Source organism: Microbacterium meiriae (genome assembly GCF_025143875.1).
Classification (GTDB): Bacteria; Actinomycetota; Actinomycetes; order Actinomycetales; family Microbacteriaceae; genus Microbacterium; species Microbacterium meiriae.
On sequence record NZ_JAMBDU010000001.1, the window covers coordinates 20,253 to 45,931 of the forward strand.

At 69.7% G+C, this 25,679-nt stretch carries 24 protein-coding genes and 1 tRNA gene; 20 read left to right on the forward strand and 5 right to left on the reverse strand.

The features are described from left to right. Positions 1-2 precede the first annotated feature (2 nt). Entirely contained in the window at positions 3-1,727 is a 1,725-nt protein-coding gene (gene poxB, locus M4D53_RS00105; RefSeq protein WP_187662195.1) for a ubiquinone-dependent pyruvate dehydrogenase, read from the forward strand. 61 nt (positions 1,728-1,788) lie between these two features. On the opposite strand, the gene M4D53_RS00110 is transcribed toward poxB, so the two are convergent. Both M4D53_RS00110 and M4D53_RS00115 read right to left on the reverse strand, forming a co-directional pair. Further along, on the reverse strand, positions 1,789-4,581 hold the full coding sequence (locus tag M4D53_RS00110; protein WP_259951355.1) for a hypothetical protein: 2,793 nt from the start codon (positions 4,579-4,581) through the stop codon (positions 1,789-1,791). Positions 4,582-4,609: 28 nt separating this feature from the next. Continuing rightward, positions 4,610-6,430, reverse strand: coding sequence for an HSP90 family protein (locus M4D53_RS00115; RefSeq protein WP_259951356.1), 1,821 nt, complete (start codon positions 6,428-6,430; stop codon positions 4,610-4,612). A 192-nt stretch (positions 6,431-6,622) separates the two neighbouring features. On the opposite strand from M4D53_RS00115, the gene M4D53_RS00120 reads away from it, so the two are divergent. The 9 genes from M4D53_RS00120 to M4D53_RS00160 all read left to right on the forward strand — a co-directional run bounded on the left by M4D53_RS00120 (position 6,623) and on the right by M4D53_RS00160 (position 12,384). After that, positions 6,623-6,695: transfer RNA gene (locus M4D53_RS00120), tRNA-Trp, on the forward strand. A gap of 39 nt (positions 6,696-6,734) precedes the next feature. After that, complete coding sequence (gene secE, locus M4D53_RS00125) at positions 6,735-7,007, forward strand: preprotein translocase subunit SecE (RefSeq protein WP_025102339.1); 273 nt, start codon at positions 6,735-6,737, stop codon at positions 7,005-7,007. 42 nt (positions 7,008-7,049) lie between these two features. Beyond that, complete coding sequence (nusG, locus tag M4D53_RS00130; protein ID WP_025102338.1) at positions 7,050-8,084, forward strand: transcription termination/antitermination protein NusG; 1,035 nt, start codon at positions 7,050-7,052, stop codon at positions 8,082-8,084. Between the two features lie 305 nt (positions 8,085-8,389). Further along, a complete protein-coding gene (gene rplK, locus M4D53_RS00135) occupies positions 8,390-8,821 on the forward strand; it encodes a 50S ribosomal protein L11 (protein ID WP_025102337.1) in 432 nt (143 codons plus the stop codon). An 11-nt stretch (positions 8,822-8,832) separates the two neighbouring features. Then, positions 8,833-9,522 (forward strand): 50S ribosomal protein L1, encoded by a 690-nt coding sequence (gene rplA, locus M4D53_RS00140; RefSeq protein ID WP_025102336.1) that lies wholly within the window; start codon positions 8,833-8,835, stop codon positions 9,520-9,522. 190 nt (positions 9,523-9,712) lie between these two features. Beyond that, entirely contained in the window at positions 9,713-10,528 is an 816-nt protein-coding gene (locus M4D53_RS00145; RefSeq protein WP_187662192.1) for an amino acid ABC transporter substrate-binding protein, read from the forward strand. Between the two features lie 3 nt (positions 10,529-10,531). Next, positions 10,532-11,197 (forward strand): amino acid ABC transporter permease, encoded by a 666-nt coding sequence (locus tag M4D53_RS00150; protein WP_187662191.1) that lies wholly within the window; start codon positions 10,532-10,534, stop codon positions 11,195-11,197. Further along, positions 11,184-11,987 carry an amino acid ABC transporter ATP-binding protein gene (locus M4D53_RS00155; protein WP_311198674.1) on the forward strand — a complete coding sequence of 268 codons (804 nt, stop codon included), beginning with the start codon at positions 11,184-11,186 and terminating at the stop codon, positions 11,985-11,987. The genes M4D53_RS00150 and M4D53_RS00155 overlap by 14 nt, the downstream gene beginning before the upstream one ends. A gap of 31 nt (positions 11,988-12,018) precedes the next feature. Next, entirely contained in the window at positions 12,019-12,384 is a 366-nt protein-coding gene (locus tag M4D53_RS00160) for an iron chaperone (RefSeq protein WP_311198675.1), read from the forward strand. A gap of 4 nt (positions 12,385-12,388) precedes the next feature. Here M4D53_RS00160 and M4D53_RS00165 read toward each other — a convergent pair whose 3' ends face one another. After that, positions 12,389-13,042, reverse strand: coding sequence for a LysE/ArgO family amino acid transporter (locus M4D53_RS00165; protein ID WP_259951358.1), 654 nt, complete (start codon positions 13,040-13,042; stop codon positions 12,389-12,391). A 69-nt stretch (positions 13,043-13,111) separates the two neighbouring features. Here M4D53_RS00165 and M4D53_RS00170 point away from each other — a divergent pair, with 69 nt between their 5' ends. Further along, on the forward strand, positions 13,112-13,996 hold the full coding sequence (locus tag M4D53_RS00170; RefSeq protein ID WP_259951359.1) for a LysR family transcriptional regulator ArgP: 885 nt from the start codon (positions 13,112-13,114) through the stop codon (positions 13,994-13,996). A gap of 34 nt (positions 13,997-14,030) precedes the next feature. Here the strand turns inward: M4D53_RS00170 and M4D53_RS00175 are convergent, their stop codons facing one another. Further along, positions 14,031-14,711, reverse strand: coding sequence for a YqaJ viral recombinase family protein (locus M4D53_RS00175; protein WP_187662188.1), 681 nt, complete (start codon positions 14,709-14,711; stop codon positions 14,031-14,033). A 247-nt stretch (positions 14,712-14,958) separates the two neighbouring features. On the opposite strand from M4D53_RS00175, the gene M4D53_RS00180 reads away from it, so the two are divergent. The 3 genes from M4D53_RS00180 to rplL all read left to right on the forward strand — a co-directional run bounded on the left by M4D53_RS00180 (position 14,959) and on the right by rplL (position 17,174). Then, positions 14,959-15,933, forward strand: a complete 975-nt coding sequence (locus M4D53_RS00180) for a hypothetical protein (RefSeq protein WP_259951360.1) — start codon at positions 14,959-14,961, stop codon at positions 15,931-15,933. Positions 15,934-16,253: 320 nt separating this feature from the next. Beyond that, positions 16,254-16,742 carry a 50S ribosomal protein L10 gene (rplJ, locus tag M4D53_RS00185; RefSeq protein WP_025104226.1) on the forward strand — a complete coding sequence of 163 codons (489 nt, stop codon included), beginning with the start codon at positions 16,254-16,256 and terminating at the stop codon, positions 16,740-16,742. 48 nt (positions 16,743-16,790) lie between these two features. Further along, positions 16,791-17,174, forward strand: coding sequence for a 50S ribosomal protein L7/L12 (gene rplL / locus M4D53_RS00190; RefSeq protein WP_025104227.1), 384 nt, complete (start codon positions 16,791-16,793; stop codon positions 17,172-17,174). A gap of 66 nt (positions 17,175-17,240) precedes the next feature. Here the strand turns inward: rplL and M4D53_RS00195 are convergent, their stop codons facing one another. Further along, positions 17,241-18,245: a LacI family DNA-binding transcriptional regulator gene (locus M4D53_RS00195; RefSeq protein ID WP_259951361.1), complete on the reverse strand. Its 1,005-nt coding sequence runs from the start codon at positions 18,243-18,245 to the stop codon at positions 17,241-17,243. Positions 18,246-18,528: 283 nt separating this feature from the next. On the opposite strand from M4D53_RS00195, the gene M4D53_RS00200 reads away from it, so the two are divergent. The 6 genes from M4D53_RS00200 to M4D53_RS00225 all read left to right on the forward strand — a co-directional run bounded on the left by M4D53_RS00200 (position 18,529) and on the right by M4D53_RS00225 (position 25,663). Continuing rightward, positions 18,529-19,851, forward strand: coding sequence for an ABC transporter substrate-binding protein (locus M4D53_RS00200; protein WP_187662185.1), 1,323 nt, complete (start codon positions 18,529-18,531; stop codon positions 19,849-19,851). Positions 19,852-19,961: 110 nt separating this feature from the next. Beyond that, complete coding sequence (locus M4D53_RS00205; protein ID WP_187662184.1) at positions 19,962-21,299, forward strand: carbohydrate ABC transporter permease; 1,338 nt, start codon at positions 19,962-19,964, stop codon at positions 21,297-21,299. Beyond that, positions 21,299-22,267 (forward strand): carbohydrate ABC transporter permease, encoded by a 969-nt coding sequence (locus M4D53_RS00210; RefSeq protein ID WP_187662183.1) that lies wholly within the window; start codon positions 21,299-21,301, stop codon positions 22,265-22,267. Before M4D53_RS00205 ends, M4D53_RS00210 begins: the two co-directional genes overlap by 1 nt. Before the next feature lie 121 nt (positions 22,268-22,388). Beyond that, positions 22,389-23,759 carry a cystathionine beta-synthase gene (locus M4D53_RS00215; RefSeq protein ID WP_259951362.1) on the forward strand — a complete coding sequence of 457 codons (1,371 nt, stop codon included), beginning with the start codon at positions 22,389-22,391 and terminating at the stop codon, positions 23,757-23,759. Positions 23,760-23,813: 54 nt separating this feature from the next. Continuing rightward, positions 23,814-24,974: a cystathionine gamma-synthase gene (locus M4D53_RS00220; protein WP_259951363.1), complete on the forward strand. Its 1,161-nt coding sequence runs from the start codon at positions 23,814-23,816 to the stop codon at positions 24,972-24,974. Between the two features lie 47 nt (positions 24,975-25,021). Next, the gene (locus M4D53_RS00225) at positions 25,022-25,663 is read left to right on the forward strand and encodes a phosphatase PAP2 family protein (RefSeq protein WP_232089083.1); all 642 of its coding nucleotides are present in this window, start codon (positions 25,022-25,024) and stop codon (positions 25,661-25,663) included. Positions 25,664-25,679: the final 16 nt, after the last annotated feature.

Genomic DNA, 25,679 nt, shown 5'->3' on the forward strand with positions numbered 1-25,679 from the left:
GTATGGCCAACGTCGCTGAGAACATCGTCAAGACTCTGAACGCCAACGGAGTCGACCGGGTCTACGGCATCCCGGGCGACTCCCTGAACGGACTCACGGACGCCCTCCGCAAGGACGGCCGGATCCGCTGGGTGCACGTGCGCCACGAGGAGTCCGCCGCCTTCGCCGCCGCGGCCGATGCCGGCACCACCGGGGACCTCGCCGTCGTGGCGGGCTCATGCGGCCCCGGCAACCTGCACCTCATCAACGGCCTGTACGACGCGCAGCGCTCCCGGGTGCCGGTGCTGGCCATCGCCGCCCACATCCCCACCGTCGAGATCGGCACCGGATACTTCCAGGAGACGCATCCGCAGGAGTTGTTCCGCGAGTGCAGCGTGTACGTCGAATACGTCGCGGACCCGTCGCAGATGCCGCGGCTGATGGAGATCGCCATGCGCGCGGCCATCGAGCAGCGCGGCGTCGCGGTCCTCGTGATCCCCGGTGATGTGGCGCTGTCCGAGATCGCGGACGACCGTGCCGTGGTGATCGAGCGCACCCGCCCGCTGATCCAGCCCAGCGGTCCGGAGCTGGAGAAGGCCGCGACCATGCTGAACGCGGCCAAGAAGGTCACCATCCTCGCCGGGGCCGGCGTGGAGGGCGCGCACGACGAGGTGATCGCGCTCGCCGACGCACTCGGTGCCCCCATCGTCCACGCGCTGCGCGGCAAGGAGTTCATCGAGTACGACAACCCGTTCGACGTCGGCATGACGGGGCTGCTCGGATTCGCGTCGGGTTATCGGGCGATGGAGGCGGCGGATACGCTCCTCGTCCTCGGCAGCGACTTCCCGTACGAGCAGTTCTACCCGGAGCACGCGACCACCATCCAGGTCGACATCCGCGGCTCGCAGCTCGGCAAGCGGCACCCGCTCGACCTCGGGCTCGTCGGCGACGTGAAGGCGACCGCCGAGGCCCTGCTGCCCCGACTCGCCCGGAAGGACGACCGCGGCCACCTCGACGACGCCGTGGCCCACTACCGGAAGACGCGGAAGAAGCTCGACGAGCTCGCGGTGCCGGCGAAGGGCGCACGCCCCATCCACCCGCAGTACCTGGCACGCCTGCTGGACGAGTACGCCGCCGACGACGCGATCTTCACCGCCGACGTGGGCTCGCCGACCGTCTGGGCCGCGCGCTACCTGTCCATGACCGAGGGACGCCGGCTGATCGGGTCGTTCACGCACGGCTCGATGGCGAACGCCCTGATGCACGGCATCGGCGCGCAGGTCGCACATCCGGATCGTCAGGTCGTGGCGCTCGCCGGCGACGGCGGCCTCGCGATGATGCTCGGCGAGCTGCTCACGCTCACCCAGAACGGTCTCCCGGTCAAGACGATCGTGGTGAACAATTCATCGCTGAACTTCGTGGAGCTGGAGATGAAGGCCGCCGGCTTCGTCACCTACGGCACGGGGCTCGACAACCCGAGCTTCGCGGCGATCGCCGAGGCCATGGGCATCTTCGCCCGTCGGGTGGAGCGCAGCGAGGATCTGCCGGAGGCGGTCCGTGAGGTCCTCGCGCACGACGGTCCCGCGCTGCTCGACGTCGTGACCGAGCGCCAGGAGCTGTCCATGCCGCCGGCGATCGAGGCCGCGCAGGTCAAGGGCTTCGCGCTCTACGCGATCCGCACGGTCATGTCGGGCCGCGGGGACGAGCTGCTCGACCTCGCACGGGCGAACTGGCGTCAGCTGTTCTGACGCGCTCACCACCGCGACGACGCCGGCTCGGGACCCCTGTGGATCCCGAGCCGGCGGCGTGTCAGTTCTCGACGAGGGCCCTGACCTCTGCGGCCTCGGCGTGCCGTCCCAGTGCCTCCAGCACATCGCCGAGCTCCAGTGCCGCGACCTGACGCAGCGGCGGGAAGCTCTCGGCATGGTCCAGGGCGCTCCGGTAGACGGGTACGGCGTCGGCCGGACGGTCGTTCCCCGCGAGGACGCGCCCCGCGAACAGTTCCGAGCTCCCGGCGGCGCCCTGATCCCCGAGCGCGGCGAAACCATCGGCGGCAGTGAGGGCGGCGGCGACGGACTCGTCGATCCGGCCGAGCTGGGCCAGGGCGCGGCCGCGGGAGTCGGTCACGTCGGCGAGCAGCCATCCGGCTTCATGCTCCTGGGCGAGCGCGGCGACCTCGTCGAAGAGGGGGAAGGCGCGCTCGTCGCCGCGACCGCCGTAGGCCTGGCCGAGGCTGTGCAGCACCTCGGACAGCGCGCCGACGGCCTCGGGGGCGCGACGAGCGATGTCCGCAGCGCCCTCCAGCAGCCGCACGGCGTCGTCGTGCTCCTCGAAGCGGGCGAGGATCTTCGCCTGCTCGGTCATGGCCATGGCCTGGTCGGCGTGCGCCTCCGCCTGTCCGAACAACTCGGCGGCGTAGCCGTGTGCGCCGACCGCCTGGCCGAACTCTCCGGACTCGGCGAGAGACCGGGCGAGGAGAGAGGCCGTCATGGCACGGGAGCCGGCGGGCGTCTCGGCGTCCTCCTCGCGCTGGAGCACGTCGCCGAAGAGCTCCGCGGCCTCCTCGGCGTCTCCCGCGCGGAGCATCGCCCTGGCCAACCGGAAGTCCACGCCGGTGCGATCGCCGTCATCCTGCAGCCGAGCAGCCAGACGGTAGCGGGCGACGGCCTTCTCGGGCTCCTCTGCGTCCTCCCAGAGCGCGCCCGCGAGCACATGGGCGTCGGCGAGAGCCCGCGTGGCGCCGAGCTCGGCGAGCAGCCGGCACACCTCGTCGGCGTCCGTCGCCCCATCCTGGTACGCGCCCGTGCCGCCCCGCACGCGGGCCCGAGTCTGCAGCGCGTGGGCCCGATGACCGGCGGACAGGTCGTCCTGGGCGAGGAAGCGGTCGAGGAGCGTGCGGCCGGCGTCGAGGTCGCCCTTGCTCAGCACGGCGCCGATCGCCACGAGGGTGGTCGTGTTGGACAGCCTGGTGTCCTCCGCCTCCGCGAACGAGCGGGCCGCGAGCTCGGCGAGGTCGAGGGCCGCGTCCGGCTCCTCGGCCCTGAGGTGCAGCGACGCGCGGCTGATGGCCAGGTCGCCGCGCGACCAGGCCGGCAGACGGTCGGCCGCGGCCAACTCCTCTTCGAGTGCCGCCATGGTCTCGTCGGTGTGCAGCCCGAAGGTCGCGAGCTTCAGACGCTCCTCGAGGTCGGCCTGCGCTTCGTTCCCTGCGGCCCGCAGGGCGGCGATCCGCTCGGGGAGGAGGCGCTCGGCCTCGTCCACGCGATCGAGCGCCACGAGGATGCCGAGGTGCATCGACAGGAGCTGCGCGCGCTGGGCGGGGTCGTCGACCTCCAGGGCGTGCGGCAGCGCGGCGAGGGTCTCCTGCTCGGCGCCGAACTGCGCGAGCTGCATCGCCCGCTCGTACCAGGCCTCCGGATCCGCCGGAGTGGTGGCCGGGGTCGGGGCGACGAACGCATCGGAGCGGATCGGGACGTCATAGCGCTCGTCGGCGAGAGCGCGCATCCGGGCGAGGCTGCGGGCGTGGCCGTCGGTGCCGTCCCGCTCGTCGAACTGCGCCCCGATGCGCTCGGCCGTGGACCAGGCGGCCGCGGCGAGGTCGGCGGCGCTCCACGGGCCGTCGTGGGCCCCGAGCAGCGGCACGAGTGCAGGGGCGTCGGCACCGCGGACCGGGGTGTCGCCGTGGCCGGCGGCGGTGACGCGGTCGAGAGCGACCGCGAACGCCGTGAGGGCGGCGAAGTGCGCGTCGACGTTGAGGCCGTCGTGGGCGAGCCACGCGACGTGCTTCTCGATCAGGGCCAGCGCCCGCGCCTCGTTGCCGGTGATCGCGGCGAACACGATGTTGTTCGCCACGATGCGCAGGTTGTCGGGGTTGTCCTTGGCCAGTCGGTAGCTGCGCAGGTGCGCGGTCTTCGCATCTTCCGTGCGTCCGGCGCGGAGGTACGGGAGGAGGACGCGGGAGAGCGCGTGCTCCGGCTCCTCGCCGCAGGAGAAACCGCCCTCGATCATCTCCTCGACGAGCCGGATGGCGTCGGCGTCGCGATCGGTCTCCGCGAAGAATCCCGCGAACTGGCTGCGGCTGCACGCGTCGCAGTGGCTGTGCTCGTCGCGCGGCGTTGCCTCGAGCTGCACGCGGAGGGCTTCGGCGGCGTCGAACCGGCCGGCGTCCCAGGCGTCCTCGAAGCGGGCGGTCAGCACGCCGCTGAGGCCGAGTCCTGCGGCACGGTAGTGCGACTCCATGTCGTCGAGCACCGCGGCGATCTGCTCCTGCGAGAAGGCGGGGGAGGAGCGCAGCGAAGACGCCATCCACTTGAACTGCCACATCAGGTCGGCGCCGCCGTTGTCGAGGTCGGCGGGGAACCGCTGCGGATCGGCGTCGTGATGCGCGAGGCACCAGGCGAAGGAGTTCAGCATGACGTCGGTGGCGCCGACCATGTTCGCCGACGCGGTCTGCCGCATCCGGGCCTCGTATTCCAGCCGTTCGTCGCCGATCTCGATGGCCAGCGCGACCGCCTCCGCCACGAGGGCCTGCTCCGCCGGGCCCCACGGGGTGCGATCGATCTCCTCGATGAGCTGCTGGAAGCGCTTCTTCGGACGTGCCATGGAGGGCCCTTCGGGTAGTCGGGGGGTGTCAGCGCGCGTCGAAGGGGAGAGTGTCCCCCTCGATACCGGCGGAGAGTGAGACGAGGTCGGAGAGGGCGCTGGTCATGAGCGCCCGATCGGCGTCCGAGAGGGGGTGGTGCCCCGCGAGAAGCGCCTGGATGTAGAGCAGCTGGACGGTGCGTGCGAAGACGGCGTCGTCCTCGACGCGGACGAGGGCCCGGACGACGCGGTTCGACCAGTTCAGGCACAGTCGCGCCGTGAGGTCGTCGTCCCGCGAAGAGGAGAGCGTCTGGTCGATGCGGTCGAGCACCCCGCCCCAGAGCGTGCTCGCGATGCCCTTGGTGCGCCCGCGGTCGATCGTCCGCAGCACCTCGGGGTCCGCCACGTACAGTCCGGTCAGCTCCGGGCGGTCGATCGCCCGGACGACCACGGCGCAGTCCGAGGACTGCAGGACGGCGCCGGCGCGGGACTCCAGCGCCATCGCGATGTCCCGGTCGTCGAGCGGCGGCGGGTCGAGGCGATCGAGCTCCCCGGTCACGTCGACCTTCTCGACCGTGACCTGCGGGTAGAGGTCGGGGAGCAGCCGGATCAGGTCGGCGTCGTAGAGGTAGCCGCCGTTGACGAGGACCTCGTCGGACGGCGAGATCCCGGCCACCTGGCGGAACTCGTCGACCGTCTGGGCGTAGCGCACGTGCGGGTACCGCTCCACGAGCTCGCCGATCCGCAGCGTGCCGTGCGTGGTCTCCACCGTGAGCCAGCGGGTGATGAAGCGCGCGAGCTCCTCGTCGTGGCGCACCAGGGACTTGAGTCCGACCTCGTGCACGGCGACGAACTGGGCGAGGCGATGCGGTTCACGCAGTCCGAGTTCGAGCACCCAGCGGCGGATCCCGGCGCCGAGCTGTTCGCGGACGTGCTCCAGCGCCGTGTCCTCGACGAGGGATTCGCGGCTCGCGGTCGGTGCGAGGCCGGTGGAGTCGATGACGGCGCGCACGAAGAACGCCCAGTCGGGCAGCACGTCGTCGATGCGTTCCGACAGCAGCATGCGGCCCAGATACATGCGGGTCGCCTGCCGGGCGCCGGGCGGAGGAGCGAAGGGCAGGACGTATGCCAGGCCCTGCGTCCCGGTCGCCGGCTCGGTCAGCGGGATCACGTCCAGCGGCGCCGCACCGAGCAGGTCGCGGCCGTACTGCACGGCCGCTTCGACGTCGGCGGCGGGGTCGAGGAAGGGCGCCTCGCGGGTCACGTCGATGTCCCCGCCTGGCGCATCGATGGTCACCTGCACGGGCAGGAACTCGCCGAACGTGGTCGCGAGCTCGTGCACGGCGGCCGGTCGCAGCAGCTCGTCGGCGTCGAAGCGCGGCACGAGGTGCACGCTGGTGCCGGTCGGCAGGTCGTCATCGATCTCCACGACACGGAAGGTGCCGTCGGCGCTGCCCGTCCACTCCACCGCGGAGCCGCCTCTGGCGCTGCGGGAGCGGATGACGATGGTGTCGGCGACCATGAAGCAGCTCAGCAGCCCGATGCCGAACTGGCCGAGGAAGTCGCTCCGGGGGAGGTCGAAGATGTCCCGCTTGGAGCTGCGCCCGACGGTCGCGAGGAGATCGGCGACCTCGGCCGCGGTCAACCCCACCCCGTCATCGCGGAGCACGAACTCGCCCGTCTGCGCGGTGAGCGGCGTGATGCGGATGCGGCTCCCGCCCCCGTCGACCTCGCGGCGCGCCGCGATCGCGTCCCGCGCGTTCTGGAGCAGTTCCCGCAGATAGACCCGGGGACTGGAGTAGATGTGCCTGCTGAGCAGGTCGACGACTCCGCGCAGATCCACCTGGAACTGCTGCACATCCCCACTCACATGCGTCCCTTCCTGCTTCGTCCGCCCGCCGAGCCTAGCAATAACGCGGGTTCCGCTTCCTGTTCGGCACCACGGGATCGATGCCGTATGCTTGGTGAGCAGTTGTTCTCTGCATTCTTTCGCCGTGCCTGGCGTCTTCGACATCGGCCGGTGGCAGGGTGGGGAGGGCATCCCCGAGACCTCCGGGTCTCTAGGGCGGTAGCTCAATTGGCAGAGCAGCGGTCTCCAAAACCGCAGGTTGCAGGTTCGATTCCTGTCCGCCCTGCGCGTCAGCGCACGCTGACACACGAAAGGTACATTCAGGATGGATCAGGACGAACCGCGCGGCGACGTCGTCGCGGCCGGCGCCACGCGCCAGAAGAAGGGCAACCCCTTCTCCCGGTTCTTCGGGGGCATCGCCCTGTTCATCCGCCAGGTCATCGCCGAACTGCGCAAGGTCGTCACCCCGACCCGCAAGGAGCTTTTCAAGTTCACGGGTGTGGTGCTCGTCTTCGTCCTGATCGTCATGGGCATCGTCTACGGTCTCGACTACGTCTTCGGGCTCCTGACGCACTACGTGTTCGGAATCCCTGGCTGATGACCCCCGCGGCATCGGCCGCAGCTATGGAGAAGAAGCAACGTGTCTGAACGATATTCCGACGACGCCGACTGGGCGACCGCCGCAGAGCAGTCCAGCGAGGAGGACGAGGCCCAGGAGGGCAACGTGCTCGCCGCCGAGGAGCTCTCGGTCACCTCTGCCGAGCACGTCGCGGTCCACGTCGAGGACGAGGACGGCGAGCAGGAGACGGAAGACATCGACATCGACATCGACGACCCGGAGGCGGACGCCATCGTGAACGACGCTCTGAACCTGGACGAAGCCGCGGAGTCCGAAGCCGCCGCCGAGGTCCTCAACGATTCCGTGGCCGAAGAGGTCGCGGAGCAGGAGGCCGAGGCCGCCGACGAGGTCACTCCCTACGAGGGGCCCGACGTCAACGGCGAGGACGACCGTCCGGCCGCCGAGTCCGACGAGGACGAGTCGGCTTCCGAGGAAGACCCGTACGAGGCCTTCCGCATGGACCTGCGCATGCTCCCCGGCAAGTGGTACGTCATCCACTCGTACGCCGGCTTCGAGCGCAAGGTCAAGGCGAACATCGAGCAGCGCAAGTCGACGCTCGAGGTCGAGGACGAGATCTACCAGGTCGAGGTCCCGATGGAGGACGTCGTCGAGATCAAGAACGGCCAGCGCAAGATGGTCACCCGCGTGCGCATCCCCGGCTACGTCCTGGTGCGCATGGAGCTCACGGAGGACACCTGGTCGGTCGTGCGGCACACCCCCGGCGTCACCGGCTTCGTGGGCAACGCCCACAACCCGACGCCGCTGCGCTTCGAAGAGGCCTTCAACATGCTGAAGTCCCTCGTCGAGGTCAAGGACGTCCCGACCGCCAAGAACATCGCGGCCAAGGGCGGCGTCGCCGTCGCCCGTCCGCTTCCCGCCGAGGTCGACTTCGAGGTCGGCGAGACCATCACGATCAAGGAGGGCTCGTTCGCGGGTCTTCCCGGTTCGATCAGCGAGATCAAGCCGGAGAGCGGCAAGCTCACGGTCCTCGTCTCCCTCTTCGAGCGCGAGACCCCGGTCGAGCTGTCGTTCGACCAGGTCACCAAGATGATCTGACCGCGGGTCACTGAGCCCGCCGAAGTGCACGAGAACGGCCGTCCCTTCCGGGGCGGCCGTCTTCTCTTCCCCGACCCACCCCGTTCCGTGTCTCCCGCCCCTTTGCGGACGCACGCACGGGGCCGGCTCGCACGCAAGGGGCCGGCTCGCGAGTAGGGGAGTGATCGGGTAGACTTACGTGGTTTGTGCGATAGCCCGCTGGGGTCCCTGAGCTTGTCGAAGGGCGCGCAGACGACCACGGGCCGGAAAGGCCGGAGCCGTGGGAGAAGCGGATGCTCGCATCCGCCTCGAGGAAAGGAAAGAGAATGGCACCGAAGAAGAAGGTGACCGGCCTGATCAAGCTTCAGATCAACGCCGGTGCCGCCAACCCGGCGCCGCCGATCGGCCCCGCGCTCGGTCAGCATGGCGTCAACATCATGGAGTTCTGCAAGGCGTACAACGCCGCGACCGAGTCGCAGCGTGGCAACGTCATCCCCGTCGAGATCACCGTCTACGAGGACCGCAGCTTCACCTTCGTCCTGAAGACCCCGCCCGCGGCGGAGCTCATCAAGAAGGCCGCCGGCGTGCAGAAGGCTTCGGCCACCCCGCACACCGTCAAGGTCGGCAAGATCACCAAGGATCAGGTCCGTCAGATCGCCGAGCAGAAGCAGGCCGACCTGAACGCGAACGACATCGAGGCCGCCTCGAAGATCATCGCCGGCACCGCCCGTTCCATGGGCATCACGGTCGAGGGCTGAGGAGAATAATCATGGCTACCAAGTCCAAGGCTTACAAGGCTGCCGCCGAGAAGATCGAGGCAGACCGTTTCTACACGCCGTCCGAGGCCGTCGCGCTCGCGAAGGAGACCGGTTCGGCGAAGTTCGACTCGACCGTCGAGGTCGCGCTGAAGCTCGCCGTCGACCCGCGCAAGGCGGACCAGATGGTGCGCGGCACCGTCATCCTGCCCCACGGCACCGGTAAGACCGCCCGCGTCATCGTGTTCGCCACCGGCCCCGCGGCCGAGGCGGCGATCGCTGCCGGCGCCGATGAGGTCGGCGGCGCCGAGCTCATCCAGAAGGTCGCCGACGGCTGGACCAACTTCGACTCCGCGGTCTCGACCCCGGAGCTCATGGGCCAGGTCGGCCGTCTCGGCAAGGTGCTCGGTCCCCGTGGTCTGATGCCGAACCCGAAGACCGGCACCGTGACCCCGAACCCGGCCAAGGCCGTCGAGGAGATCAAGGGCGGAAAGATCGAGTTCCGCGTCGACAAGCACGCCAACGTGCACTTCGTCATCGGCAAGGCCTCGTTCTCGGCCGAGCAGCTGAACGAGAACATCGACGCCGCTCTCGAGGAGATCGTCCGCCTCAAGCCGTCCAGCGCCAAGGGCCGTTACATCCAGAAGGGTGCGGTGTCGACCACGTTCGGCCCCGGCATCCCGCTGGACGTCAACGCCATCTGACGCGTCGACGGGTTCGCACCTGTCGCACCGAACGCCCCCGGGTCCGCCCGGGGGCGTTCCGCGTTCCTGGGCCGCCCGCGACATCCGGCGTCATCCGATGCGGGGAACGCCCGGAGCGACGCGTACTGTGGGGGAGTTCCCGCGGTCGTCGCGTAAACTCGCACCCGCGCTTCTCACCCCAGGAGGGTCCATGTCCCGTCGTCTCATCGCCGTCACCGCACTCGTCGTCGCCGCCGCCGCCCTGACCGCGTGCAGCGGTTCGAGCACGCCCGCGAGCACGGACGGCGAGAGCGCCGCGGGCTCCGACTTCGGCCTGGTGAAGGACGGCACGCTGACGGTCGCGACCGAGGGCACCTACCGTCCGTTCAGCTTCCACGGCGACGGCGGCTCCGGCGACCTCACCGGCTACGACGTCGAGATCATCCAGGCCGTCGCCGACGAGCTCGGTCTGAAGGTCGAGTTCCAGGAGACCCAGTGGGACGCGATCTTCGCGGGGCTCGACGCGGGCCGCTTCGACGTGATCGCGAACCAGGTGTCGATCAACGACGAACGCGAGGCCAAGTACCTCTTCAGCACCCCGTACACGGTGTCGCCCGGCGTGATCGTGGTCAAGGAGGACGACGACTCCATCTCGTCGTTCGACGACCTCGAGGGCAAGACCACGGCGCAGTCCCTCACGAGCAACTGGTACGAGCTGGCCACCGAGTCCGGCGCCAAGGTCGAGGGCGTCGAGGGCTGGGCGCAGGCCGTGGAGCTCCTCCGCCAGGGCCGGGTGGACGCCACCGTCAACGACAAGCTGACCTTCCTCGACTACGAGACGACCAACAGCCCGACCGGCCTGAAGATCGCCGCGGAGACCGACGACGCCGGCGAGCAGGCCTTCGTGTTCACGAAGGACAAGGAGGCGCTCGTCGATGCGGTCGACGAGGCGCTCGACACGCTCCGTGCCGACGGCACACTGGCCGAGATCAGCGAGAAGTACTTCGGCGAGGACGTCTCGCAGTAGGCGATGCAGAATCCCTGGGAGCTCTTCTTTTCCTCGCTCGGGCCGATCGCCTGGGCGGGGCTGACGGCGACGATCCCGCTCGCCCTGGTGTCGTTCGTCCTGGGGCTCGTGATCGCGATCGGCATGGCGCTGATGCGGATCTCGGTGCACCCGGTGGTGTCCGGCATCGCGCGGTTCTACATCTCGGTGATCCGCGGCACGCCGATGCTCGTGCAGCTCTTCGTGATCTTCTACGGCCTGCCGTCCGTCGGGGTGACCCTCGATCCGTGGCCGAGCGCCATCATCGCGCTCTCGCTCAACGTCGGCGGCTACGGAGCCGAGGTCGTGCGGGCGGCGATCCTCTCGGTGCCGAAGGGGCAGTGGGAGGCCGCGTACACGGTCGGCATGAACCGCACCCGCACGCTGACCCGCATCATCCTGCCGCAGGCCGCCCGGGTCTCGGTGCCGCCGTTGTCCAACACGTTCATCTCGCTCGTGAAGGACACCTCCCTCACCTCGCTGATCCTCGTGACGGAGCTGTTCAAGGTGGCGCAGCAGATCGCCTCCACCACGCTCGAGTTCATGGTGCTGTACCTGGCCGCAGCGCTGGTCTACTGGGTGATCTGCCTGGTGCTCTCCTTCGGGCAGAGCGCCCTGGAGAGGAGGCTCGACAGTCGTGTCGCGCACTGACCCCACGGCCGAACCGCTGCTCACCGCACGCGGGCTGCACAAGAGTTTCGGCACCACCGAGGTGCTCCGCGGCTTCGACCTCACATTGCATCGGGGCGAGGTCGTGGTGCTCATCGGGCCCAGCGGCTCGGGCAAGTCGACCGTCCTGCGCGCCCTGAACGGGTTGGAGACGCCGGACGCGGGGACCATCGTGATGGCCGGGGGACCGGAGATCGACTTCGCACCGGAGGTGCGCCCGAAACCGCGCGTGGAGAAGCAGCAGCGGCTGGCGCTGCGTGACCGGTCGGCGATGGTGTTCCAGCACCACAACCTGTTCCCGCACCTGACCGTGCTGGAGAACGTCATCGAAGGGCCGTGGCGGGTGCAGGGCCGTCCGAAGACCGAGGTCGTCGCCGAGGCCCAGGCGCTGCTCGCCCGGATCGGCCTCGCCGACAAGGCGGACGCGCGGCCGCATCAGCTCTCCGGAGGGCAGCAGCAGCGGGTCGGCATCGTGCGGGCGCTGGCCCTGCAACCGGACCTGCTGCTGTTCGACGAGCCGACGAGCGCCCTCGATCCGGAGCTGGTCGGCGAGGTGCTGCTCGTCATCAAGGAGCTCGCCGATGAGGGATGGACGATGGCCGTCGTCACCCACGAGCTGAGCTTCGCCCGCGAAGCCGCAGATCACGTGCTCTTCCTGGACGGCGGCGTCGTCGTGGAGCAGGGGCCGCCTGCTCAGCTGTTCAGCGCCCCGCAGCATGAGCGCACGCAACGGTTCCTCACGCGCATCCTCCGTCCGCTCGACGGCGCCTGAGCCCTCGACCCCGAGGGCGATCGGTGGCAGGATGCGGTGCGTGGGCACCATCGACGACTACCTGACCGACCTCGACGCGGCGGACCGCGCAGTGATCGATCGCGTGTACGCGATCGCCACGGAGGAGGTGCCGGATGCGGAGCAGGGCAAGGGGTATGGGATGCCGGCGCTCGTGCTCGCCGGAAAGCCTCTGCTCTCGGTGATGCGTGCGAAGAAGCACATCGGCGTCTACCCGTTCAGCCCCGAGGCGATCGCTGCCGTGGCGGGCCTCCTCGACGGTCATCCCGATATCAGCGTCGACAAGGGGACGATCCGGTTCCAGCCGGAGCACCCGCTGCCGGAGGACGCGGTCCGGGCCCTCGTCCGGGCGCGGGTGGCGCAGATCGACGCGGCGTGAGTGGCTAGGCGTCCAGCACCGGGAGCACCAGGCTCACCGCCAACGTGATCATCACGACCGCGATCACCGCGTCGAGGAGACGCCAGGAGCGCGGGGTGCGCAGCCACCGTCCGAGGTAGCGGGCACCGAAGCCGAGGGCGGTGAACCAGAGGAGGCTCGCGATGACCGCCCCTGCCGCGAACAGCCATCGCTCGTCGCCGTGCGTCGCGGCGATCGAGCCGAGCATCAGCACCGTGTCGAGGTACACGTGCGGGTTCAGCCAGGTCAACGCCATTGTCGTGAGGATCACCGGGGCGAGGCGGGTGCGGGTGAGGGCCCCGGTGCCACCGGACGCCTCGAGGACCGGAGCGTCGCCCCCGTCGACCACCAGCTCCTCGCCGCCACGCCAGGCCCGTCGCGCCGCGAGCAGCCCGTAGCCGAGGAGGAACAGCGCCCCTGCCCAGCGGGCAACGACGACGAGCCAGGGAGCGGCGGACAGCACGAAGCCGAGCCCGGCGACGCCGACGAGGATCAGCACGGCGTCGGAGAGGGCGCAGACGATCACGACGGCGAGGACGTGCTCGCGCCGGATGCCCTGTCGCAGCACGAACACGTTCTGCGCGCCGATCGCGACGATGAGCGACAGGCCGAGGCCGAGGCCGGCGAGAACGGTGAGCATGCATCGAGCCTAGGGATGCTGGCCATGAGGTGCAGCGAAGATTCCTTTCCCGCCATTAGCATCACTGATGTGAGGATCGACCCGGAGCTCGCCGCCACGCTCGCCGCCGTCGCGGACGAGGGGACCCTCGACGCCGCCTCCCGCCGCTTGCGCGTCACCCCGTCCGCGGTCAGCCAGCGGCTCAAGGCGCTCGAGGAGCAACTCGGGCGGATCCTCCTCGTGCGCAGCAAGCCGGTCCGCCTCACCGAGGCCGGGGAGTCCGTCGTGCGCCTCGCGCGGCAGATCGCGCTCCTGGAGCAGGATGCGCTCGCCGGGGTCGGCATCGAGGAGGACGGCGGGGGACACCGCATCACGGTGCCCCTGGCCGTCAACGCGGATTCCCTGGCGACCTGGTTCCTCCCGCCGATGGCGCGCCTCTCGGCCGCGCACGACATCGACCTGGACCTGCACCGCGACGATCAGAACTTCACCGCCCGACTGCTCGAATCGGGAACGGTCATGGCCGCGGTGACGAGCGAGGCCACGGCGGTCGCGGGGTGCACGGTCACGCCCCTCGGCGTGCTCGAGTACCGCGCCATGGCCGAGCCTGCCTATGCCCGTCGATGGTTCCCTGACGGCGTGACGCCCGCCGCGCTGGCGCACGCGCCGTTCGTCGACTTCGACCGCCGGGACACCCTGCAGCACGAGTGGCTGGCGGCGCGGGGAGTGCCGGCGGCGGGCGTTCCGCGACACTACGTCCCGGCGTCGCACGACTACGCGCTCGCGGTCGGCCTCGGCCTGGGCTGGGGGATGGTGCCGCGACTGCAGGAGGTCCCCGGGCTCGTCGCGCTCGGCGGTCCGACCCTGCGCGTCGCCCTGTACTGGCAGCAGTGGAACCTGCGCTCCGCGCTGCTGGACACGATCGCGTCCGAGGTCGCGGGAGAAGCGCGTCGCGTACTCGCTCGCGACCCCTGACGGGGCGGGTCGTCCCGAGGCCCTCCGCGTTCGCTCAGTCGGCGAGGGCGAGGGCGCGGAAGGCGTCGCGCTCGCGGAGCTGCTCGCGGCGGCTGTCGACCGGGGCGACGGAGCGCGTCGGCACCGCGCGTCCCGTCGTGCGACGGTACAGCTCGTCGATGAGGTCGGTCGCGAGACCGACGAGTTTGGCGATCTCGCGGTCGTCCCGGTCGATCCACACGCAGCGGGGCTCGTCGTGGATGGGGGAGAAGTCGACGTGCTCCTCCCAGACGAACAGGGTGCGCTCGGCGCCCAGCACGTGCTGCTGCCACCAGACCTGGCGCAGGTATGTGCGCGGGATGCCGCGGAAGGCCTTGTTGGTGGTCTTGATCTCCGCGAGGCTGACGCGACCGTCCGCGTCCACCGAGATGCCATCGGGGGTGGCCAGGTGGCGGTGCTCGACCTCGGCGCGGAACAACGCGGAGGAGGGGAAGATGCCGTGCGTCGCGGCGACCCAGGCGGCGATCTCGGGCTCGCGGCGTCGACCGTGGTCCGTGTAGGCGTTGCCGCCGAACCGCGGCCCCCCGCCGAGCTTGGCGTCGGCGGCACGGGCGATCGAGCGTTCGCTGGTGAGTCCGGCGACGTCGGTGGCCGTGATGCCCCGGGACCGTGCCCTCATCCACGCCACGCGGTCGCGCGAGTCCGCGACGATGCGAGCTTGGAGTTCCGGGGTCACCAGAAGACTCTAACTCTCCCCCACCCCCGTTCCCGCCGTACACGCCGCCCCTCCCGCCCTCCCGACGAGCCACCCCCTTCCGTGCGTCCCGGCCCCCTGCGTGCGCGCACAAGGGGGTGGCTCGAACGCAAAGGGGTGGGTCGAGGACGAGGGGTGTCTTCCTGCACAGGGCGCGGGAGGGAGAGAAAGGGTGTGGGGAACTGCGGGAAGGCGGGGGATCGGCGAGAGGAGAGGGGAGAGTCGGGGGATGAGACAGGTGAGTGTGGACGAGATCCGGGCGATGCTCCTCGGTCGTCGGCGGCTGGAGGAGGAGGGGTGGGGGTCTCGGACGCTCCACGCCGCGGTGGAAGGGCGGCAGCTGCATCATGTGCGTCGCGGGTGGTACCTCGCGCAACGGGACTGGAGCGATCTCGCCCCGGAGTCCCGGCACCGTGCCGAGGTGGTGGCCGCCGACCTCGCGGCCTCGGGGACGCGGCCCGTGTTCTCGCACGCCTCGGCTGCGGTGCTGTGGGGTCTGCCGCTGTACCGGGTGCGGCCGACGAGGGTCCATGTGACGGCGCCCCCCGACCGTCGCCACAGCACCTCGGGGATCCTGCGGCACGAGGGCGCGGTTGCCGCCGGCGACATCGTGGAGCGCGACGGCATCCGCTGCACCTCCCTCGCCCGGACGGTCATCGACCTCGCCCGCACGGCCGCTCCGGAGGCGGCTCTCGCCGTCGCGGATGCCGCCCTCGCTCTGGTCGGCGGCGACCCGTGGGAGTTCGACGACACCGCGGCGCAGGCTCTCCTGACGGACCTCGCGGATCGAGTGCGTCGTCCCCGGCTCCGCGGCATCGTGCAGGCCCGTCGGATCGTGGTCCTGGCCGACGGGCGCGCGCAGCTTCCGCTGGAGAGCGTGACGCGGTACCGGCTCCATCAGCTCGGCTTCGGCAGGCCGCGTCTGCAGGTGCCGGTGGACGGACCGCGCGGCGGTCGGTTCTGGATGGACATCGCCGTCGACCAGTCCCGCACCTTCGTGGAGTGCGACGGCCGGGACAAGTACCTGGACGAGGGCCTCCGCGGCGGCCGGCCCGTGTCACAGGTCGTGCTCGACGAGAAGATCCGCGAGGACTGGGTGCGCGGGACCACCGGCTGGCGGGTGGTCCGGGTGACGAGCGAGCACGTCGCTTCCCTCGCCGCGGCCGACGCACACTTCCGCGCCCTCGGCCTCTTCGCCCGCTGAGTCGCTGACCCACCCCCTTCCGTGCGCTCCGGCCCGTTGCGTGCAGGCGTAAGGGGCCGGGGTGCACCGAAAGGGGTGGGTCGACGGAGGAGGGGATTTGGGGGGAGAGGGAGCGTGGGGTACAGTGGTTACAACCGAAGACCGCTGGTCATCGTGTGCGCGTGAGTGCACAGGATCGAAGCTCTGCATCGCAGGGGCCCGCGCAGGTGTCACGAACTTCCGAGCTCCGTGCGCTTGCGCCGGAGCTTTTCTCTTTTGCAGGGGGTCGGAGGCCGGCGCCCCACCACCGTGCGGCGCCTCGTACACACCAAGGAGTGACCATGGCGCAGAAGGATGCATCGGTCAACGAGCTCACGAAGTCATTCGAGAACTCGAACGCCGTCCTGCTGACCGAGTACCGCGGTCTGACGGTTGCCCAGCTCAAGCAGCTGCGCAACAGCATCCGTCAGGACGCTGAGTACGCCGTGGTGAAGAACACGCTGACCAAGATCGCCGCCAACAAGGCCGGCATCTCCGCGCTGGACGACGACCTCAAGGGGCCGTCGGCTGTCGCGTTCGTGCACGGTGACTTCGTCGCCACCGCCAAGGCTCTGCGTGACTTCGCCAAGGCCAACCCGCTTCTCGTGATCAAGTCGGGCATCTTCGAGGGCAAAGCCCTCACCGCCGACGAGGTCAACACGTACGCCTCGCTCGAGAGCCGCGAGGTTCTGCTGGCGAAGGCCGCGGGCATGATGAAGGCGACGATGGGCAAGGCTGCGGCCACCATCGACGCGCTTCGCGAAAAGCTGGAGACCGCCGAGGCCGCGTAAGCGACCGGCGATCTCGTCTACAAACCCCATCTATCTAGGAGATACATCATGGCGAAGCTTTCCACCGAGGAGCTGCTCGAGCAGTTCGCCGGCCTGACCCTCATCGAGCTCAACGAGTTCGTGAAGGCGTTCGAGGAGAAGTTCGAGGTCACCGCTGCTGCCCCCGTCGCCGTCGCCGGTGCCGCTGGCGGCGCAGGCGAGGCCGCGGCCGAGGAGGAGAAGGACTCCTTCGACGTCATCCTCGAGGCTGCCGGCGACAAGAAGATCCAGGTCATCAAGGCTGTCCGCGAGCTCACCTCGCTCGGCCTCGGCGAGGCCAAGGCCGTCGTCGACGGTGCTCCGAAGGCCGTCCTCGAGGGCGCCAACAAGGAGACGGCCGAGAAGGCCAAGGCTGCTCTGGAAGAGGCCGGCGCGACCGTCACCCTCAAGTAATTCCAGCGCACCAGCGCTTCTGCGAAGGCCCCGGGTTCCGCCCGGGGCCTTCGTGCGTCTGCGGGGTCAGCGCGGCGCCGCGGTCGAGCTGCGGACGACGAGCGCCGAGGCGGCCTCGACGCGCTCGACCGGAGCATCCGGCTCGCTCATCCGCCGCATCAGCAGGCGCACGGCTTCCCGTCCCTGATCCCGCGGCGACTGCCCGATGGTGGTGAGCGCGAACATCTCCGCATGCTCGTGGTCGTCGATCCCGACGACGCTGAGCTCGGTCGGCACCGCGATGCCCAGGCGGCGAGCCGCGATCACGGCGCCGATGGCCGCCTCGTCGCACACGCCGACGATGGCGGTCGGACGGTGCCGCCGGTCGCCGAGGAGTCCCGCCGCCGCCGCGTAGCCGCCCGGCATCGTGGGAGCCGAACCGGCGACCCGCGCCCGCGGCGTGAGTCCCGCCGCGTGCAGCGCCTCCCGGTAGCCGGCCAGGCGGCGGGCGTCGCCGTAGCTGAGGTCGGTGTCATCCGTGGCACCGCCCACGAACGCGATGTCGGTGTGCCCGAGGTCGATGAGGTGTTCGGTGGCGATCCGGGCGGCGGCCGCGTCGTCGATCGACACGGCGCTCGCTCCCGCGCTGTAGGGGCCCACGCTCACGAGCGGTCGCCCCGTATGGTGCAGCCGTTCCAGCTCGCGGGCGCTGGGCTGGATGCCGACGGCGATGATGCCGTCGAACCTCCGGCCGGGCAGCACGCTCTCGAACAGCCGCTCCCTGGTCTCCGAGCGCTCGGGGACGCCGTAGAGCGAGAGGTCGTAGTCGAGCGCGAGCAGCGATTCCTGCACGCCCGCCAGCAGCTCGGCGAAGAACCACCGATCGACCGGCGGCATCACCAGGCCGATGGTGCCGGTACGCCCCGTGGCCAGGCTCGTGGCGGAGGAGTGCGCGACGTACGCGAGGTCCTGCGCCGCCTCCTCCACCCGCTGCCTGGTCTCCTCCGAGACATAGCCGCGGCCGCTGAGCGCACGGCTCGCCGTCGCTTTGGACACACCGGCGCGCATCGCGACGTCGGCGATCGTGCTCATCGTGTCCTCCTCGACCCGGTTCCACGACGGCGAGCGATCGGGCACTCGCCGGGAGCCATCGTAGCCGTTCCACACCGGGGGAGGAACCGGTTCCAGGCGCGCCGGACTGGGAGCGCTCCCACCTTGTCGTCCACTCGGATGTCAAAGGGTTGTGATCTTGTAACCTTCCCCAGTTGTACGGCGCGAAGGAACCCGAGTAGGTTGGCCTGGAATCGGTTCCCCAATGGTTGCGGCGATTGCTCTCCTTGGGCGGACTGAAGATCCACCTGAAGAGGAGAAGTACATGGCTTTGTCACAGCGATACCGCCTGCTCGCCCCCATCGCACTCGTCGGCGTCGCGTCTCTCGCGCTCGCCGGCTGCGCCGAGGGCGGGGGCGACGAGGGCGGAGAGACCAAGGACACCGTCCGGATCTCCGGCGGCATCACGGGCGTCGAGGCCGACGACCTGAACGCGTCCTTCGAGCAGTTCACGAAGGACACCGGTATCAAGGTCGAGTACACCGGCGACAAGGGCTTCGAGGGCAACATCGTCACCAAGGTGACGGGTGGAGACGCCCCGGACATCGCGATCGTCCCGCAGCCCGGTCTGCTCAAGACCCTCGTCGACACGGGCAAGGTCATGCCGGCCCCCGAGGCCGTCGAGTCCGCCGTCGACGAGAACTGGTCCGAGGACTGGAAGAAGTACGGCACGTTCGACGACACCTTCTACGCGGCGCCGATGCTGGCGAACCTCAAGGGCTACGTCTGGTACTCGCCGAAGCAGTTCGCCGAGTGGGGCGTCGAGGTCCCGGAGACCTGGGACGACATGATCGCCCTCACCGACACGATCGTCGAGAAGACCGGCGGTCCGGCCTGGTGCGCGGGCTTCTCCTCCGAGGCGGCATCCGGCTGGCCGGGAACGGACTGGATCGAGGACCTCGTCCTGCGCCAGTCGGGCCCCGAGGTCTACGACGACTGGGTGGCCGGCGACGTGAAGTTCACCGACCCCGAGATCAAGCAGGCCTTCGACGCCGTGGGTGAGATCCTGCTCAACCCGGAGTACGTCAACGCCGGCTACGGCGACGTCAAGAGCATCAACTCGACCGCCTTCGGTGACGTCGCCAACGCGGTGGCCAAGGGCGACTGCGCACTGACCCACCAGGCCTCGTTCCTGTCGGCGAACTTCCTCGACACGGAGACCGCGGACGGCAACGTCCCCGAGGTCGCACCGGACGGCGACGTCTACGCGTTCATCATGCCGGGCGAGACCGCGGGCGAGCTCCAGGTCGAGGGCGGCGGCGAGTTCGTCGCGGCGTTCTCGGACGACGAGGCCACCCAGAAGGTGCTCGAGTTCATGGCATCGCCCGAGTTCGCCGACGCGCGTGTCGAGCTCGGCGGCGTCATCTCCGCCAACAAGAACGCCGACCCGAGCCTCGCTTCGAGCGAGTTCCTCCAGGAGGCGATGACCATCATGCAGGACGACGCGACGACCTTCCGGTTCGACGCTTCCGACCTGATGCCGTCGACCGTCGGCTCGGGCTCGTTCTGGAAGGGGATGGTCGACTGGATCGACGGCAAGGACACCGAGACGGTGCTCTCCGACATCCAGGCCGGCTACGAGAACTGATCGCCTCGACGCGATCTTCGTAGGCAGAGCGGGGCCGGGCTGCACAGCCCGGCCCCGCTCCACCGATCCGTACTGCGCGGGAACCCAGCATGATCCAGAAGGGGACGTTCATGTCGCACGCGACCATCGAGAAACCCGTCGAGGCTGACGCGCCGCCGACGACGCATGGCACCGACGAGAAGGGGAGGAAGGCCACGCGGACGGTCCTCGCGATCGGCTTCGTCGTCGTCGCCGCCCTCGCTCTCCTCCTCGTCTTCACCGCCCCGACCGAGGAGTCCTCGCGGATCACGATCGGGTTCTCGCTCAACAGCTTCTTCTTGTGGCTGGGCGGTCTGAATCCGTTGGTGCAGATCCCCGCCGTGCTGCTCGTGTTCGGCGTGGTCGTGGCGATCATCCTCGTGCTGATCGAGTTCGCGCCCCGCCCCGGTCGCGGCTACTCGATCATGCGGCTGGTCGCGTGCCTCGTCATCCCGGTGCTCGCCCTGCTGCTGCTTCGTCCCTACGCGAACGCCGTGGTGTACGTCGTCGCGATCGCACTGCTCGTCGGTGCGCTCCTCTTCTTCGCCGACTTCCGCGCCCGACAGGGAGCCGGTTACCTGTTCCAGCTCGTGCTGTTCATGGCTCCCGCGGCGATCATGCTGCTGCTGGGCCTCATCTACCCGGCGATCTCGACGATCTTCAAGTCCTTCTTCGACAAGTCGGGCAACCAGTTCGTCGGACTCGAGAACTACATCTGGGTCTTCACCAACCCGGTCGGCACGTCGTCGGTGATCAACACCATCATCTGGGCGCTGCTCGCTCCGGTGATCTCGGTGGTCATCGGTCTCGCGTACGCCGTCTTCATCGACCGTGCGCGCGGTGAGAAGTTCCTGAAGGTGCTCGTGTTCATGCCGGTGGCGATCTCCTTCGTCGGCGCGGGCATCATCTGGAAGTTCATGTACGACGCCCGCCAGGGCGACCAGATCGGTCTCCTCAACGCCATCGTCACCGCTTTCGGCGGCGACCCGGTGCAGTGGCTGGCCATCAAGCCCATCCTCAACACGCTCATGCTGCTCATCGTGTTCATCTGGACCCAGACCGGCTTCGCGATGGTCATCCTCTCCGCCGCGATCAAGGCCGTGCCGATCGAGCAGATGGAGGCGGCCGAGCTCGACGGCACGAACGCCTGGCAGCGCTTCCGCAACGTGACGGTGCCCGGCATCCGGTCGTCGCTGATCGTCGTCCTCACGACCATCACGATCGCCTCGCTGAAGGTGTACGACATCGTCGCCGTGATGACCGGCGGTCGTGACGAGACCAGCGTCCTCGGTTTCGAGATGGTCAACCAGCAGCAGCGGTTCCAGAGCTACGGGCACTCGTCGGCGCTCGCCGTCGTGCTGTTCCTGTTCGTGTTGCCGCTGATCGTCTACAACGCCCGATCGATGGCCAAGCAGAGGGAGATCCGCTGATGAGTGCAACCCAGGCCACCGTCGTGGACAACCGCACCAAGCGCCAGGTGGCGCGCGACACGCGTCGTAACGAGGCGACCGCCCACAAGAAGCTGACCTCGAAGGGGGCGACGATCGCGGCCGCGGTCATCGCGCTCTTCTGGACGATCCCGACCTTCGGCCTCTTCGTGACATCGTTCCGCCCGGGCGCCGACACGCAGAACAGCGGCTGGTGGACGGTCTTCTCCAACCCGGAGTTCACGTTCGACAACTACGTGCAGGCGTGGAACTCGGGCGGGACCTCGACGACCCTCGCGACCGCGTTCATCAACTCGCTGGCCATCACGATCCCGGCCACCGTGTTCCCGATCGTGATGGCGGCGCTGGCCGCGTACGCGTTCGCATGGATCGACTTCAAGGGTCGGAACATGCTCTTCATCTTCGTGTTCGCGCTGCAGATCGTGCCGCTGCAGATGGCCCTCGTACCGCTGCTGAGCCTGTTCTCGGACGGGCTGACGATCAACGACGTGCCGATCTTCCCGGGGTTCGGGCTGAACGAGGTGCAGTACAGCTTCGCCCGCGTCTGGATCGCGCACGCGATCTTCGCGCTGCCGCTGGCGACGTTCATGCTCCACAACTTCATCTCCGAGATCCCGGGCGAGATCATCGAGGCGGCCCGCGTCGACGGTGCCGGACACGGACAGGTGTTCTTCCGGATCATCCTGCCGCTGGCGGCTCCGGCGATCGCGTCCTTCGCGATCTTCCAGTTCCTCTGGGTGTGGAACGACCTGCTGGTCGCGACGATCTTCGCCTCGCCCGGCGCCCTGCCGATCACCCAGGCGCTGAACTCGCTCTCCGGGACCTGGGGGAACAAGTGGTTCCTGCAGTCCGCGGGAACGTTCATCTCGATCATCGTCCCGCTGATCGTGTTCTTCGCCCTGCAGCGCTTCTTCGTCCGCGGCCTGCTGGCCGGCGCGACGAAGGGCTGACCCTTCGACGGGCCCAGGCCCTTCGACGGGCTCAGGGACCCAGGTTCTGGGTCGCTGAGCCTGTCGAAGCGGCGGTGAAACACATCCCCGGCGGCGGGAGCCCGCGCCGTACCCTGAACAGATGAAGTACGCAGACTCCATTGTCGACCTCGTCGGCGACACGCCCCTGGTGAAGCTCCAGCACGTCACCGAGGGCATCGCGTGCACGGTGCTCGTGAAGCTCGAGTACCTGAACCCGGGCGGGTCGGCGAAGGATCGGATCGCGGCCCGGATCATCGACGCCGCCGAGGCCGCGGGGGACCTGCAGCCCGGCGGGACGATCGTCGAGCCCACGAGCGGCAACACCGGCGTCGGGCTCGCCCTCGTCGCCCAGCAGCGCGGCTACCGCTGCGTCTTCGTGCTCCCGGACAAGGTGGGCGAGGACAAGATCGACGTGCTCCGCGCGTACGGCGCGGAGGTCGTCGTGACCCCGACCTCGGTCCCGGCTGACAGCCCGGAGTCGTACTACAGCGTGAGTGACCGGCTGGCACGGGAGATCCCCGGGGCTTTCAAGCCGAACCAGTACGAGAACCCGAACGGGCCGCGCAGCCACTACGAGACGACGGGACCGGAGATCTGGCGGGACACCGACGGCCGGGTCACCCATTTCGTCGCCGGCGTGGGGACGGGCGGCACGATCACCGGCACCGGCCGCTATCTGCGCGAGGTGTCCGACGACGCGGTGCGCATCATCGGCGTCGACCCCGAGGGCAGCGTCTACAGCGGCGGCACCGGTCGGCCCTACCTCGTCGAGGGCGTGGGCGAGGACATCTGGCCGGGGGCGTACGACCCCGCGGTCCCGCACGAGATCGTCGCGGTCGGCGACGCGGAGTCCTTCGCGATGACGCGGCGCCTCGCCCGCGAGGAGGGCATCCTCGTCGGCGGCTCCAGCGGCATGGCCGTGGTCGGCGCGCTGCGGGTGGCGAAGGGCCTCCCGGCGGACGCGGTCATGGTCGTGCTCCTCCCGGACGGCGGGCGCGGCTACCTGGGCAAGATCTTCAACGACGGGTGGATGCGTTCCTACGGTTTCAGCGAGGTGGAGGAGGGGGAGACGGTCACCGACGTGCTCGCGGCCCGGTCCTCCCGCCACGGCCTTCCCGACCTCGTGCACGCACACCCCACCGACACGGTGCTCGAGGCGATCGGCATGATGACGGAGTACGAGGTGTCGCAGCTCGTCGTCCTCAGCGCCGAGCCGCCGGTGATGATGGGCGAGGTCGTCGGCACCGTCGACGAGAAGGGCCTGCTCGACCTGCTCTTCCGTGGCGAAGCCGAGCCGAGCGACGCCGTCGGCGCGCACGTGGGGGAGCGGCTGCCGCTGATCGGCATCCATGCGCCGGTCGCGCAGGCACGGGCCGCGCTCGCCGACGCCGACGCCCTCCTCGTCACCGAGGACGGCAAGCCCCACACGGTGCTGACCCGGCAGGATCTGCTCGGCTACCTCTCGCGGTGACGCGGGACGTAACAGGCCGGGACCCGTCGGAGGACCCGGACGTAGGCTGAGAGCATGTCCGACCACGCCCACGCCTTCGCCACACGAGCCATCCACGCCGGACAGGCGCCCGACCCGATCACCGGGGCGATCATCCCGCCGATCTATCAGGCGTCGACGCACGTGCAGGACGGCATCGGAGGGTTCCGCGAGGGCTACGAGTACAACCGCGCGGGCAACCCGACGCGCTCCTCCTTGGAAACGCAGCTCGCCGCTCTCGAGGGCGGGGTCGGGGCCCTGTCGTTCGCCTCGGGGCTCGCGGCGGAGGACGGTCTGCTCCGCGGCATCCTCAAGCCCGGCGACCACGTGCTTCTCGGCAACGACGTCTACGGCGGCACCTACCGCCTGCTCACGAAGGTGCTCGCGCCGTGGGGGATCGACACGACCACGGTCGAGCTCTCCGACGTCGAGGTGATCCGGGCGGCCATCCGTCCCGAGACCCGCATCGTGTGGCTGGAGACGCCGAGCAACCCTCTGCTGAAGGTCATCGACATCGCACTCATCGCCGAGGTGGCGCACGCGGCCGGGGTGCTCGTCGTGGTCGACAACACGTTCGCCTCGCCGGCTCTGCAGCAGCCGCTCGCGCTCGGCGCGGACCTCGTCGTGCACTCGACGACGAAGTACCTCGGCGGGCACTCCGACGTGCTCGGCGGCGCCGTCGTCTTCGGCGACGACCGCTTCGTCGAGGCCGTGAAGTTCCAGCAGTTCGCGGTGGGCGCGGTCTCGGCGCCGCTGGATGCCTGGCTGACGACCCGGGGCATCAAGACCCTCGCCGTGCGGATGCGGCAGCACTCCGAGAACGCCCAGGCGATCGCCGAGTGGGCGCAGGCGCGGCCGGAGTTCGCGCAGGTCTTCTACCCGGGCCTCGCCTCGCACCCCGGTCACGAGATCGCCGCGCGGCAGATGAGTGGCTTCGGCGGGATGCTGTCGCTGGGCCTCGCCGCGGGGGCGGACGCTGCCCGGGCCTTCGCCGAGAGCACGACCGTGTTCCAGCTCGCCGAGTCCCTCGGCGGCGTGGAGTCGCTCATCGGCTACCCGCCGGAGATGACGCACGCGTCGGTCCGCGGAACCGAGCTCGCCGTCCCGGAGAACGTCGTGCGTCTCTCCGTCGGCATCGAGGACGTGGCCGACCTCATCGCGGATCTCGAGGAGGGGCTCGCCCGCATCGCCCGCTGACCGGCACGCCGACCCGCGATCGCGGGGGCGTCCGTCACAATGGGACGATGAATCGACGGATGCTGCTGTGGTGGGGCGTCGCCTGCCTCCTCCTGGCCACTGCCCTCGGCGCTCTCGTCGTCTTCGTGTATCCGCAGACGCCGGGCCTCGACCAGTGGTGGAACGACACGATCGCCGCGGTCCGCGCGGACTGGATGCTGAGCTTCGCCCTCGCGCTGAACTGGATCGGCGGCGGCTGGGTCGCCATCCTCGCCGTGCCGCTGGGGACGATCCTCGTCCTGCTGCTCCTGCGGCGATGGCGGGGTGCGCTGTTCGCCGCGCTCTGCTTCCTCGTCAGCGCGGGCGCCGTGCAGCTCCTGAAGAACATCTTCGGCCGTGCCCGACCGCACGACATGCTCGTCGTGAGCGATTACGGCTCGTTCCCGTCCGGCCACACCGCGAACGCGGCGACCATCGCCCTCGTGCTGTGGGTGCTCTTCCCGCGGGTGTGGGTGGCGATCGTGGGGGCCGCATGGATCGTGCTCATGGCTCTGTCGCGCACCTTCCTGTCGGTGCACTGGGCGACGGACACGCTCGGGGGTGCGTTCGTCGGGGCCGGGGTCGTCCTCGTGCTGGCGGCCTGGCTGGTGCCGTGGGTGCGACGCGACGTCGAGGCGACCGCACGCGCCGATAGGCTGAGCGGAACCTGACCTGCCCGAGGAGCCT